Annotated in this window: 12 protein-coding genes; 5 read left to right on the top strand and 7 right to left on the bottom strand. The window is 45.4% G+C overall.

The annotated features are described in order from the left end of the window. Positions 1-52: 52 nt before the first annotated feature. Positions 53-694 carry a hypothetical protein gene (locus tag ACED46_RS12255; protein WP_371721554.1) on the bottom strand — a complete coding sequence of 214 codons (642 nt, stop codon included), beginning with the start codon at positions 692-694 and terminating at the stop codon, positions 53-55. Positions 695-1,040: 346 nt separating this feature from the next. Between ACED46_RS12255 and ACED46_RS12250 the strand changes: the two genes are divergently transcribed. The 4 genes from ACED46_RS12250 (at position 1,041) to ACED46_RS12235 (ending at position 5,661) form a co-directional block, all read left to right on the top strand. Beyond that, positions 1,041-1,997: an integron integrase gene (locus ACED46_RS12250; RefSeq protein WP_017067063.1), complete on the top strand. Its 957-nt coding sequence runs from the start codon at positions 1,041-1,043 to the stop codon at positions 1,995-1,997. Between the two features lie 109 nt (positions 1,998-2,106). Further along, positions 2,107-3,006: a homocysteine S-methyltransferase family protein gene (locus tag ACED46_RS12245; RefSeq protein WP_371721552.1), complete on the top strand. Its 900-nt coding sequence runs from the start codon at positions 2,107-2,109 to the stop codon at positions 3,004-3,006. A 113-nt stretch (positions 3,007-3,119) separates the two neighbouring features. Continuing rightward, positions 3,120-4,130 (top strand): Gfo/Idh/MocA family protein, encoded by a 1,011-nt coding sequence (locus tag ACED46_RS12240; RefSeq protein ID WP_371721551.1) that lies wholly within the window; start codon positions 3,120-3,122, stop codon positions 4,128-4,130. Positions 4,131-4,140: 10 nt separating this feature from the next. Beyond that, positions 4,141-5,661: an SgrR family transcriptional regulator gene (locus ACED46_RS12235; protein WP_371721550.1), complete on the top strand. Its 1,521-nt coding sequence runs from the start codon at positions 4,141-4,143 to the stop codon at positions 5,659-5,661. Positions 5,662-5,757: 96 nt separating this feature from the next. Here the strand turns inward: ACED46_RS12235 and ACED46_RS12230 are convergent, their stop codons facing one another. The 4 genes from ACED46_RS12230 to ACED46_RS12215 all read right to left on the bottom strand — a co-directional run bounded on the left by ACED46_RS12230 (position 5,758) and on the right by ACED46_RS12215 (position 9,946). Next, the gene (locus ACED46_RS12230) at positions 5,758-6,852 is read right to left on the bottom strand and encodes an HDOD domain-containing protein (protein ID WP_371721549.1); all 1,095 of its coding nucleotides are present in this window, start codon (positions 6,850-6,852) and stop codon (positions 5,758-5,760) included. Between the two features lie 234 nt (positions 6,853-7,086). Then, on the bottom strand, positions 7,087-8,142 hold the full coding sequence (locus tag ACED46_RS12225; protein WP_371721548.1) for an alcohol dehydrogenase family protein: 1,056 nt from the start codon (positions 8,140-8,142) through the stop codon (positions 7,087-7,089). Then, positions 8,139-8,657 carry a TetR/AcrR family transcriptional regulator gene (locus ACED46_RS12220; RefSeq protein WP_371721547.1) on the bottom strand — a complete coding sequence of 173 codons (519 nt, stop codon included), beginning with the start codon at positions 8,655-8,657 and terminating at the stop codon, positions 8,139-8,141. Before ACED46_RS12220 ends, ACED46_RS12225 begins: the two co-directional genes overlap by 4 nt. Before the next feature lie 155 nt (positions 8,658-8,812). Next, entirely contained in the window at positions 8,813-9,946 is a 1,134-nt protein-coding gene (locus ACED46_RS12215; protein ID WP_371721545.1) for a multidrug effflux MFS transporter, read from the bottom strand. A 97-nt stretch (positions 9,947-10,043) separates the two neighbouring features. Here ACED46_RS12215 and ACED46_RS12210 point away from each other — a divergent pair, with 97 nt between their 5' ends. Further along, a complete protein-coding gene (locus ACED46_RS12210; protein WP_102394444.1) occupies positions 10,044-10,817 on the top strand; it encodes a helix-turn-helix domain-containing protein in 774 nt (257 codons plus the stop codon). 84 nt (positions 10,818-10,901) lie between these two features. Here the strand turns inward: ACED46_RS12210 and ACED46_RS12205 are convergent, their stop codons facing one another. Continuing rightward, positions 10,902-12,356: a glutathione synthase gene (locus tag ACED46_RS12205; protein ID WP_371721544.1), complete on the bottom strand. Its 1,455-nt coding sequence runs from the start codon at positions 12,354-12,356 to the stop codon at positions 10,902-10,904. 118 nt (positions 12,357-12,474) lie between these two features. Continuing rightward, positions 12,475-13,422 carry a LysR substrate-binding domain-containing protein gene (locus ACED46_RS12200; RefSeq protein WP_371721542.1) on the bottom strand — a complete coding sequence of 316 codons (948 nt, stop codon included), beginning with the start codon at positions 13,420-13,422 and terminating at the stop codon, positions 12,475-12,477. Positions 13,423-13,521 lie beyond the last annotated feature (99 nt).

The raw sequence follows: 13,521 nt of genomic DNA, 5'->3' as shown, positions 1-13,521 counted from the left end.
GTTCAACACTCGGGATTTAGTGTTGGCTGCGCAACACCTTAATCCTTATTTGTTAACTTGCTATCCACTGTAGTAGCACTGTAATTTGACTCGTGAAGAATGCTAACAACCCTACTATGGATTTAATGGACTCTTTTAAACCAAACACAGCCTCAATTACGGTAATGATTGTTAGTAACAAAATTAGATTATTTGTCCTAGTTTGAAGTAGCTGCTGCTGACTTTGACAATAATAATCTTGCCACCATTTGTTTTTCTCTTTGTATGGCTCATCAAAATCATGGTCTCTATGATGTTGATATGTAAGAATTACTTCCCCTTCTAGATCTGGTAGCAATGTACAATGAGTACCTATTGAGCCTTCGTGCCAAAAAGTGTAGCGGTCAAAATATAAGTCGAATTCTTCGCCTGGGTTCAGTGCTTTGATTTTTGGAGTCGATAGAGCTTTTTGCTCAAGACCTCCCATAAATCCATCGCCATTCGTAATTTTAAATTCCGAAATAGTAGCCCCAGAGAATGGCTCTGAACCAATATTTTTTATTCTTAAGCCGTACTCAAAGGGTTCGTTTTGAATAAGAAATGGATATTTTCTGGTATACCACTTTTTCTTAACTGGTTTGTGAATAAACTGGAGGCGTAAATCAACTTGCTTTTTAGGAAGCAGCTCCAGTTGTTCTTCTTGCTTATTATCCAAAGTTTTCTCCTAAGTTGAAGGCAAGTTAACATTTTAATATTGTGCAAGCACGAATCCATCCGCTTAACATATCAAAAAGGTCACTCATAACCAACTGAATGCTATGCATTTAATATAAAAGTGGGTCTAAACAATAAGTGTGAAAACGTGCAAGCACATATTGCCGACTATGTAACGCTCGGCCTCATTCTTAACCACCCATAAATCTGCAGTATAATCAATAATTTAAAATAAGCCTCTCGTTAAATTCGTGCTCAATCAGAGTTAAAAACCACTCTTTTTTAAGTCATTAATTATTCAACAAGCAATAAACTGTCTGTATGTACAGATTTTGTGAGGGGAATATATGGCGAGTCAATTCATGCAGGCAATTTGCGAACATATGACGATGCGAGGCTATAGTCGCAAGACAATCAAAGCCTACTGTTACTGGATAAAATACTTCATTCATTTTCATAAGCTTAAACACCCTGAACAGATGCATGCCGCTGAAGTTGTCTCCTTTCTTTCTCATTTAGCTAATCAACAAAAAGTAGCCATCAATACTCAAAAGGTAGCTCTCAATGCTCTAGCCTATTTATACAATCAATTTATTAAGCAACCTCTAGGAGACTTAGGGTTTAGCTATGCGACTCGGTCTCGAAAAATTCCTAGCGTACTCAATCATGCGGAAGCTATCTCGGTGATCAATGAAATAGATCCTAAATATCAACTGTTTTTTCGCTTGTTGTATGGTTCAGGTTTGAGAGTATCGGAATGCCTGAGGCTTCGAGTACAAGATATAGATCTAAAACAAGGGTCTCTCACTGTTCACAATGGGAAAGGAAATAAAGACCGAGTGACAATTTTAAGTTTTTCACTCACTGAAGCTATACAAGACAAAATTTCACAAGTTGCAGTTCTGCTCGCTAAAGATAACTTGAATGGGTTTGGGCCATCTTTGCCTCACCGATTAGGTAAAAAATACCCTAGTGCCTATCGACAACTTGCTTGGATGTACCTATTCCCATCAAAATCCGTCACTCAACACTCTGAGTCGGGGATCGTATGCCGACACCACCTACATGATTCGGTACTCCGAAAAACGCTGAAGAAGGCGACTAACTCTAATAAATTGCGCCACAAGCGAATTAGTTGTCATACTTTCAGGCACAGTTTTGCTACGCAACTTCTAAAGTCAGGCTCCGATATCAGAACGGTTCAAGAGCTACTGGGGCACAGTGATGTTAAGACAACTCAGATTTACACTCACGTTATTGGGCAACACTTTAGTGGCACGACTAGCCCGCTAGACGGCTTATAACGAAACTCCCTCATCGATAGTTGAACCTTGGCTTGATGGCTTCTGTCTGGCAAGGTTGTCTGATATGGTGACGGCAGAACTTCAGCAACTGTTTTAGATAGTATTAAATATGAAAACACTAACCATACTTGATGGCGGCATGGGCCGAGAACTCAAAGAAATTGGCGCGCCATTTTCTCAACCGCTTTGGAGTGCTCAAGCGCTGATTGAAGCACCCGAATTTGTTAGCCAAGCGCATCAAAACTTTGTCGATGCAGGTGCTGAAATCCTAATCACCAATAGCTACGCCTGTGTGCCTTTTCATTTGGGTGAAGAGCTGTTCGAGCAACGCGGTTTTGAACTAGCCACACTGTCTGGTGAGCTGGCTAAAGCAGTTGCAGACAATGCTACCCACACGGTGAAAGTAGCAGGCGCGATTCCACCGCCATTTGGCAGCTACCGACCAGACTTATTTAAGGTAGAAGAGGCGGCGCCAATCATCCAAACGCTTTACGATGCCCAGGCTCCAAACATCGATCTTTGGATCGCGGAAACCATCTGTAGCCTGCAAGAATTCGAATCCATTCATGCGGTTCTTAAGCAGTCAGATAAGCCGTGTTACTACGCGTTCAGTTTGGAAGACACCAAGGGTGATTCTGCCAATATTCGTTCTGGCGAGAGCGTAACAGACGCCATCAAACTTGCCTGCCAATCAAACGCGACAGGCATTATGTTTAACTGTTCAGTGCCTGAAGTGATGGATCAAGCCATTATCGATGCCAAGAAAGTGATCGATGAGCTAGGCAGTGATTTAGAAGTTGGTGTCTATGCCAACAACTTTGCGCCTATCAGCAGCGAACATAAAGCTAATGACATGTTTCAAGAAATGCGTGAACTGGATGGCCAAGGTTACTTAGCTTACGCAAAACGCTGGCATGCACTGGGCGCGAATATTATCGGTGGCTGTTGTGGCATCGGGCCAAAACACATTAAAGCCCTAGCCGATTGGAAACACTCAATACAGAGCTAATCCTGAGCTTCAACTAGAATAAAATAAATAGAGAACAGGTTGAGAAATCTGTTCTCTATTTGTATGTGACGTCTCTGAGTACACTGATACAAAACAACGATTTGGAGCAACAGATGAGCGACACGCAACGAAAAATTAAATGGGGTATCGCAGGGCTAGGCAATATCGCCAATCGATTCGCTACCGCAGTCACAGAGCATTGTCTGCATGGTGAATTGTATGCCGTTGCCGCAAGAGATCACTCACGCGCAGCCACGTTCGCCAACAAGTTTGCTTGCGACAAGGCGTATGGTTCTTATGAAGAGATGGCGAATGACCCAAGTGTTGAAGCGGTTTACATCGCTACGGTTCACCCATACCACCAGCCACTCGCCGAACTGTTTCTAAAGAACAATAAGCACGTATTGGTCGAGAAGCCGGCTTTTACCAACCTTGCTGACTGGCTTGAGATGAAAGCTCTCGCGAAGCAAAATGGCGTGATGCTGTTAGAAGCAATGAAAACCGTGGTGTTTCCCGCATATCGTGAGCTCCAATCATTCTTGGTCGATAACAACATTCAGATAGATTCAATCGAAGCCAGCTTTGGTAACCATCATGACTATGAGCCCGATTTGTTTATCTTCAATCCGGATTTGTCAGGCGGAGCAACATTCGATGTTGGGGTCTATGGGCTTTGGTTCTTTTACGATATGTGCCGAACGCTGGGTGTAAACCCTTCAAAACCTCAGGTAGAGATGTCGTGTCTTTATGAGGGAGCGAATGTTGATACCAATGCATGCTTTACATTCTCTGGTGATATAAGCGGTAAGATATCGGCATCAACAGTGCAAAACCTTCCCCGATCAGCACACTTGAGTGGACCTGAAACCAAAATCACCATTCACGAAAAATGGTGGAATCCGGCCTTTATTGAGATTGAACATCAAGGCAAAAAGTCGACCATTAACTACCGAGTGACAGGGAATGGATTCGAGTTTGAAATCGACCATTTTTCAGATTTGGTGCTTCAAGGCAAAACTGAATCGAATATCCTAAGCTCAGAGATAACCTCTCGAGTTCTCGGCACGATGGAAAAAGCACTGATTGACTCTGGCTGTCCACATTTAACTCAACCTCGTCGTTAGGAAAAGCAAATTGGGCAACCTTAAGCGCAAGCTTGAACTGTATGAAAAGATATTTCAGGCTTTTGGGCCTGGAGTATCACATTGTCAGGTCAACCAACTGGCCACACTGCTGCACGTGAGTGAACGTCATGTCCAGACCTTACTCAAAGCGATGACAGCGCAAGGCTGGATTGAGTGGCAAGCTAGCTCAGGCCGCAGCAAGAAGGCACAACTCACGTGTCTGGTTGAACCCATTGAGGCGTGTTACCAATACGCACAAACCCAAGCTGACGCAGGCAACATAGAACAGGTGTTTAGCACCTTGAGCTTCAACGGCCGCAATGCTGGCACTGAGTTGCAAGCCTTTCTAAGCAATACCAATCCGTCGACGCAGAATATCGCGTACATCCCGTTTCACCGAGAACTCGAAGCGCTTCACCCTCAACGCGTGCTTAGACGCACCGAACGTTTCTTAGTTATGCAAGTTTGCCAACGCCTAACCTCCGTTAAGCACAGCAAACTCAGCGGCGATCTGGCTTATCATTGGCAGCCTAATCAAGATGCGACACAGTGGCACTTTCAGATTCGCAATGGTGTTCACTTTCATAACGGAAGAACACTCGAACCTCAAGACATAGCACACAACCTTAACTCGCTCTGCCAAAGCAAAATATGGCGTCGCTGTTATCAGCATATTGATGAGGTCTCTGTCTCGGCAGGCAATGTGGTTGTCGTAAAGTTGAATCAACCTGATTGGCATTTACCGCGCCTACTTGCTAGGGCTGAAGCCTCCGTATTCGATCACTCATCACCGACTGATAGGCTGATTGGATCTGGCGCGTTCTCATTAGACATCTTCTCAAGCAAGATGTTGAGATTGAGCCGCAATAGCGCCTATTCACACAGCACGCCGATTCTGAATCGAGTCGAGTTGTGGGTCTATCCTGAATGGGCACAGAGCAAAGCCTGCGCTCAAAATCAGGTGTGCGTGAAACTGCCCGAGAAAACGACCAGCGTGCGTGGCGATGACCATTCTTCCCAACCGGATTTCGGCTCAACCTTCTTTAAGATTCAAAGCCCGATGTTGTCTTCAACCGTTCGTGAGTTCACCGTTGAAGACACCTCTGAATGCCAAGCCCTTTTCGATCAGTTGTCAGTGTCTGGCGACCACAAAACCAGCGTGGAATATGGGCACTACCTAACTCACTACCTAACTACCAAAGACGCCGCGCTATGCAGCATTATTGATGAGAACGACACCTTCACTTCGTGGTTAAGCTTTTTCACTCGCTTCCCGTTTGAGGAATTAACTTTACCTTCTGAGATGCTAGAGACAATCGAACAAGGCTTAGCCTCAATAACAAACCAGCCCAACTTTGAGTTAGCAATGAATGCACTGTTGGTGCTTCGGCATTGGTTGCATGAATCTGGAGTTGTGGTTGAGCTCAAGCAAGAGGCGTTCAACTTAGAGGTTTCTGAAAAGATACACGGCGCACAAGTAAATGGTTTCGGTTGGTGCGAACTCGACAAGCTGTGGATTAGCCATTTGTAAGCGTATTTCGTAGCTGAATGTATTTCACAACCTAGCCCAACCAAGCTGCAACCAATCATTATGTTCAGTCACAGCGTAGGTCGAATAGGCTAAGGGTTAGCTCACTAGCGATAATTCAGACTCTTTATAGATACGGTTAGCCACTTTGTATGCAGCCGGAGACATCAGTGTCTCTTTGCATCTACGCTTAAATTGCTCGACTTCAATCGTTTGTTCTTCCCGTAAATAGCACAATTCACTCAAGTAGTTAGCTTCAAACACAGCTTGACCAAGTGGTGTGCATTCGTATCGGCTAGACTCTTGGTAGCCAATCGCGGTCAACACTGATTCTGGCAGTTCCCAGAACTTAGCAATGGTGTAAGTCAGGCGAATGGAGTAGCTGTTCATCAGGCGCTTCAATGCTAACGAGTTAGGTGGAACAGAAGGATCAACATGCTTGAAGGCTTCTACCATCATCTGGAAAATGATCATCTTGCCTAAGTTGCGAATTAACCCAACAAAATACGCCGCTGCTTGCTCTTCTTGAGATGAAGAGTCTTTCATCAACTCCTTAGAAAACGACGCGGTTTGAACACTGTGATTCCAAATTTTCTCACCGAAGTGACGCCAGTAAATATTGTTCCCCGGCGTGAAGTTCTTCATGTAGCTATTCACCACCCCTTCAACGAGCCCTTGAGAACCCATATTTAAGAATGCTGTTTTTAGGTCGGTAACCTGTTTTTCATTGCGTTTGTAAAAGGCGCTATTTGCCAGTTTAATCACATCGGCAGCCATACTCGGCTCGCGCTCAATCACTCTTAACAGAGTATCGACATCAAACTCATCGCTCTGTAATTCGCCCATTAACGTGGTCACAGAGGCTGGCATCACTGGAAGTTCATTAAGCAAGGCTTTTGGAGAGCGAATCAAGCGTTCGATTTGGCAAGCGACAAAATCACTAAATGGGTCTGACTCCGTTCGAAGGCGAGACTCTCCAAACAAATAATCAAGGAACTCACCATCGTGAAGGCTAAGCGTCTTATCGACGATTAATGATGATGGCTGAGCGGACGACGGCGGAACAAAGATTGAAGACTGAACAGAATCAGTAGCAACGGTTTGTTGTTGCTCTTGTTGGGCAGGCTCTGCAGAGGGTTTGTTTTTTGAATAAACAAAAGGTGAGAATAGTGCCTGCAATACCCTTTTAAACATCAATACGGCTCCTAGATGAATACAACATAGATAGGGATATATAACGGCGGTGATTATCGCACAGTTAATTCATAAACCACACAATGATAAATGAATCATTAACTTTTCAACTGTATAGGATCTGTTACTCAACAGCCTGCGAGACTAGGCCTCCTGTATTCGCCAGAAACAAAAAAGCGAGCACATGATACTGGCTCGCTCTTACATAAATCTAAACCGTGAAGCTGACTAAAACTAGCGCTCTGCCACTTCCAACACGATCTTACCAACGTGTTTTTTCTTTAAAAACTCATCTTGCGCTTTATGAATATCGGCTAACGGATAAGACTCTGCGACGATGGCGCCAATCTGCTGCTTCTCAATACGGTTGACTAGGTTCTGGAATACTTGTGGTTCTAAAACTGTGCAACCAAAAAAGCTGAGATCTTTAAGATATAAAGTGCGAACATCAAGCTCAACCATAGCGCCACCAATCGCGCCTGATACGGCATAACGGCCATGTGGTTTCAGCACTTCAAGGAATTCCGGCCACTTATCACCGGCGACTAAATCGATAACCACATTCACGCTGCTTTCGCCTAGCGCGTTAACCAAATCTGCATCACGGGCAATCACTTCATCTGCGCCAAGTTCAAGTAACTGTTGGTTCTTGCTTGGGCTAGTGATGGCAATAACATACGCGCCGCGAGCTTTTGCTAGCTGAATAGCCGCAGAGCCCACACCGCCCGATGCACCTGAGATAAGCACGCGATCAGCTTCAGCCACGTTGGCGCGAGTCAGCATGTTTTCTGCGGTCGAATAAGAGCATGGGAAAGACGCCAGTTCAACATCCGACATTGTGCTGTTCACCGCGTAAGCGTGCTTAGCTGCTACTTTGGTGTATTCAGCAAAACCGCCATCGCACTCAGAGCCGAAATACCATGGCTGTGGTAGATCTCGCCCGTACACTTCGGTTAAACAAGGTTCAATCAGAACACGCTCACCAATACGATCAGCCGAGACTTCGTTACCAACAGCTACAATAAAACCGCACACATCGGCACCTTGGATGCGAGGGAATTTCAACGCTTCACCCGACCAACTGGCATCGTCTGAATCATCACTTTTTGCATACCAACCGATTCGCGTGTTGATGTCAGTATTATTAACGCCTGCTGCCATGACTTTGATCAGCACTTCATTAGGCTCAATTTTTGGAACAGCAATGTCTTCACGGTAGCCAAGCATTTCTGCCCCGCCGTGCCCTAGCATCTCTGCGCCTTTCATTGTTTTTGGTATCTCGAAATTCATACTGTTTCCTTGAGTAATTTTGTCACCATATTCTGTGCCGATGCCACTGCTTCTTCGCCTAAGACTGGCCACGCGCTTGATACGCCTTCATGAAGTAAAAACAGCGGTGTCGCGAGATCCTCTCGCAGGCTCTGCTTGCCTATTAGCAAACGAACTTGTTCTTTATGCTGTGTAACCGCTTGGCTGATAAGCTCATTATCGGGAAACGCGGCCATCGCATTCATCGACATGCACCCATGTGGCGCATACTCTTCTAACCATTGTTGGAGCTTGTTGAAGATATGAGTAACCGATGCGAGCCCCTTTTCAGGCGACGTTTCCAACAAGAAATCTAAGTAGCGTTGGTGTCGATATTCCAAGGCACCAACGATCATCGCTTCTTTTGAAGGGAAATGTTTATACAAGGTTCTTAGGCTTACATCGCACGCCGTTTTCAGCTGTGCAACGCTCGGATCAGCAAAACCTTGCTGGCTAAATGCCACCTCTAAGCTTGCTGCAATCTGTTCTCTCAACATAGTGCTCTCTCAATACCCGACAAAGGGTAGAATGATTGTTCTACCTACAGGGTAGAACGATCACTCTACCCCTGTCAATATCCAAATTTACAAACCAAGAAATGATAAATTCCGCGCCAAACAGGACACGGAATTTATCAATACAGATGAGAGACTTAGCGTTTAAGCTGGAGTCGACTGCGTATCGTCACCAGAACAGATAACGCGCCACAAAGTACCAACACTACACCTAGATCTTGGAGCATTCCCGCTAAAGCGAGCCCTGAGCCGATCAAGGTGTAATACATCAAACCAAACAGTGCGCCTGCACTTCCTGCTTGAGATTGGTAACGTACCAACGCTCGGCTCAATACATTGGGAATCGCAATGCCAAACGCCATAACCACCAACATCATTGGAAGCAAGAACCAGATCGTGTGTTGTGAAAAATACACACCCACCGCACCTAATGTTTGAAGCCCTGCTGCGATACCAATCAGAGACATTGAAGACACTTGTCTCTTCAACAATGTCTTGTTCACCAAGCTTCCCAACAGAGTCCCGAACCCAAGCACAATGCCGCTGTAGCCAAACTGCTCAACGCTAAATCCAAGTTGAATGAAGGCAAATGAACCCAATTGATAATAGGAAAATAGCGCAATATTGAACGACGCAACCAGCAACGCAGACATCCATATATCGCTATCTTTGATCATGTGAATACTGAGTGACTTTAACTGCAATGGCTGCTTAGATTGTTGCGTTTCAGGCAATGACCATAGGCTATGTGCCAACAACGCTAACACCATAATAAACAAGGCAATAAACACATATTGATGCCCGCCCGCTTGGCTTAATTGACCGCCAAGAAGCAGCCCGATGATTGGGCTAATCGACAGCCCCATTCCCATGTAACCAAACACCTTGGCCAGTTCAGCGCCGCTAAAAGCATCTCGCAGCATGGTTTGTGTCACAACCGAACCAACCGCAAGCCCGAAAGCGCCCATGGCTCTGGCTATCATCAACCAAACAAAGCTATTGGTTTGCATAGCAATGAGTGCTGAACAAGCGAATAACCCCAAGCCCAATAACATGGTTGGCCGGCGCCCCCATTTGTCTGCCAATATGCCCCATACCACCACACCGAGCGCAAACGCTGAGAAGTAGATCGAGAGGGTTTGCGCCGCTTGTGCGTAACTGACATCAAAGGATTTCGATATTGAATCCAGAGTCGGGCTATAGATGGTTTCTGCGATTTGAGGGAACATCAGCAATAGCACCATTTGCCATAAAGAAGGTTTTGTTTTCATCATTTTTCCAAGACCAGTGAACTTGACGAGGAGTCTAGGGGAAACTAACCTTGGCTCGTTAACAACATTAAAACCAAAAACAACAAGATTAGGACAAATGGCATTAATCAGCGAAACGATTGAGTTTGATGCAGACAGCTTACCTGCGCCCGTAATAGGGATTGCGGCAGAGCTAGGTCAGCATGATTCAGGAATACATCACCACGTAAAAGGACAGTTGCTGTATGCTCCGCAGGGTTGCATCACCTTGACCTTAAAAAACGCCATTTGCATTTTGCCGCCGACTAAAGCCGTGTGGATCCCGCCTTATACCAAACATCGCGCGCAGATGACCAATGTGGTTGCTTATCGGTCGCTCTATTTTGATAGCAGTATTTACACCTGCCCAGAAGCGATTGAAATTGTGGAAGTGAATGAGCTTTTAAAAGCCCTGATCAATAAGATGGCTTTCTGGGATTGGGATGTTGCCCGCGAGCAAACCACCAATACCGCCAACCTATTCTGGGAAGAGTTTTACAGTGCTAACCAACACTCGTTTATCTTGCCACTACCGACAGATCGCCGTTTTAAAAGCTTTTGCAAACAAGTCCGAACCGCTTCCTTTCTTGCCCCAGCCCTCTCGACATTAGCGAACTCGGTTGGCGCAAGTACCAAAACGATTACTCGATTATTCAAAGCCGAAACAGGCATGACTTACCAAGAGTGGCGACAGCAATGGCGCTTGTTTAAAGCGATTGAACTGCTCTCAGAAAACCGACAAGTCGTTGATGTGGCTCATCTGCTAGAGTTCTCATCCAACAGTGCGTTTATCGCTTTTTTCAAACAGCAAACTGGACAAACCCCGTTGGCCTTTACCAAGTTAGGGGCGTGATTGTTGTTATCCAAACTCTGAAGTTTTACTGAGCTCAGATACAAAAAACCAGAACATGAGTTCTGGTTTTTAATGCCGATTCAACTAATCAATCAACACCAACGAATCGAGAATCCCTTTGCCACTGTGGATTCCACCTTCATTTTCGCTGGCAGGTTTACTGCGGATCAAGTAACCCGCGTAGCCGTCTAGCTCTGTTACTGGTTCACCTTTGAAGTAAACGGTGAACAAACCCACTTCGCTGACTAAGTCTGTCACGAGCGTTTGGTGAGTGTCACGCACTGCAATGGTCGGCACGTCACGTTCATGCGGGTACAAGCGCTGCATCAATGCCCACGCGTCGTACTCTTCTGGTTTAAGCTGGCTCAGTTGTTCGCTGATATCGTCACCAAAGACACAATGACCACCGCCCTCACCTTGGTTTTTCAGCTCCCATTCTTGCTTATCAGCTTGTGTGTTAAACCATTCAATTGCTTCATTGGTGATAGGCTTCATATCAGCCAGAACACTCTTGACCAGTTCGGCTTCTTCTCGCGTTAAACCCCAGCGGGCGTATTCTGCTGCTGACATCATGGTCAGCAGCATTTGCATGGTTTTGCTGGTCGCTAATTGCTGGCTGATAGTCGCGTTCATTGCGACATGGTGTTGCTCCATAAACAAGCGAGTCTGACTTAACGTATGGCAACACACCGATTCATTTAGCTCTGGAGCCCAATAATCTGAATACTGGTAGCCAGCTCTTAGATACACCACATCGACAGCTCCGACATCTTTCAATAGCAGGCGTTGATTATCGCCCGATGAAAGCTGACAGCTCAACTGTTCAAAAGTACGACGCACCGTGCGAATGCCTTGCTTTTGCAGTTCAACTTCAAGCAAATGTTGGTCATATACGTTGTCTTCGTTCTTCTGCACCACCATCAAGAAAACTGGTTTATCTTGCTCATTAAAATCGGTTTTCACTTGCCTTGCAGCGTTAGCTATACCATAAGCCAACTGCGTTAAGCCTTGGTTTTCAGCCGGTGTTGCTGACAATTCTTCCAACCAATTGTTATAAACGTTTGCCCACTGATTTTGCATGAACGCATGAAATTCCGTTGCGCGTTGACCAAAAGGCGCCATTCCTGCAGCAATGCCATTAAACTCAATCACTTTTGCACCGTGTTGGCGATCATCCATGAAATCAGTGCGCATCAACAACAAAGGTTGTCGCGCTGGATTCAAGCGCTCATCCGCACTGCCGTGTGCTTGTCGGTGCAACTCCATCAAGCGACCAAAAAACGGATCGGCTTTCGCCATATCGCTCAATGATGATTGTAAAAAGTCGTGGTCTTCAGAGACATTATTGATGAGCTTGGTGATCAGCGGTGTCACCTTCAACAGGTGTTCAAAAACCTCACGCTCAATACTCATTGGAGCAAGGCTAAACGGGCAATGTCTCGCGGTATTGTCAGACTGACGAAAAGCGACACCGTGCATAATTGCCCACTCACAAGCATCTTCAATGACTTGTTGCGGAATCGATGGCATTGGATTCATTTAGATATCTCATTCTTGGCGGGCATTTGGCACCCGTAATAAGACAATGCTCATTCTAAAAAGACGAAATAAATTTAAAAAAACTTATTTCGCCGTTTTGATCATCGTAGCTCGCGGTTTACAGCTGAGGTTCTTGGGTCTTATTGACTATGAGGTCGCGAAGCCATTTGTGGCTTGGTTCAGAATCAAAGTAACGGTGCCAAAGCAAAAACAAACCACCGGGAACCAACTCAATAGGAATCGGCTTCATCACCAGTTCGCCACTCTCAATATAGTCACGAACCGAGTTGTACGGATAACACATCAGCAAATCGCTTTGTTTGCACAGCTTTACTGCGCTGGTGATGTCCGACACGTTGGCGGCTTTGTTAATTTGAAGCTGTTTGGCTTGCAAGATTTCCAGTAGCAACCAGTCGCCAACGCCACCGGTCACCAACTGAATATGACGGTATTTAAGGAAGGCTTGCAGATTCCACTCTTCTTGAAGTACTGGGTGATCATTTCGCATCAAGCACACAGAGTAATCTTGCAGCAACTCGACGTGGTTTAGCTCGGCAGGGATATTTTGAATGTGGGTGCTAGCCCTTTCATCGAGCTCAAAAATTCCAATCCCGAAATCGACCTCACGCTTTAGTAAGCGCTTGAAGCTATCGCTGCTCCACGTTGAACTGTTAACGGTAATGTGAGGCGCATCCGCGAGCGCAGTCGGCATAAAGTGCGGATAAATCGCGGTGTAGGCGGTTTCGACAAGGTCTATAGTGAAGGTACGCTCACTGTCTTTAGGGTCGAAAACTTCGGGAACGGTCAGCTTTTCGATTTGCAGTAGGATTTGATGGATCTTAGGCGCTAACGCGAGTGCTTTGGGTGTGGGAAATAGCCCTTTGGATTCTCGCTCAAACAGCGGGTCATCAAACAAAGCTCTCAGCTTAGTGAGCTGTTTACTTACCGCAGACTGGCTCAAAAAGAGTCGCTCTGCTGTTTTACTCACACTTCGCTCTTCAATAAGAACATGTAGGCAAAGCAGCAAATTCATGTCGCATTTAAGTAAGCTTTTAACATCTACCATGATATTCCCTAAATTCAGGTTAATGATGATTAATTGTCACTTTAAATCATATCATGGTCTTGGTAAATTTAGCGCATGTGAGTTAACACACTCAAAGAA

The organism is Vibrio sp. 1S139, from assembly GCF_041439475.1.
Taxonomy (GTDB): Bacteria; Pseudomonadota; Gammaproteobacteria; order Enterobacterales; family Vibrionaceae; genus Vibrio; species Vibrio crassostreae_C.
Note: the sequence above shows the minus strand (reverse complement) of the source record. Positions and strands in the feature narration are given on the sequence as shown.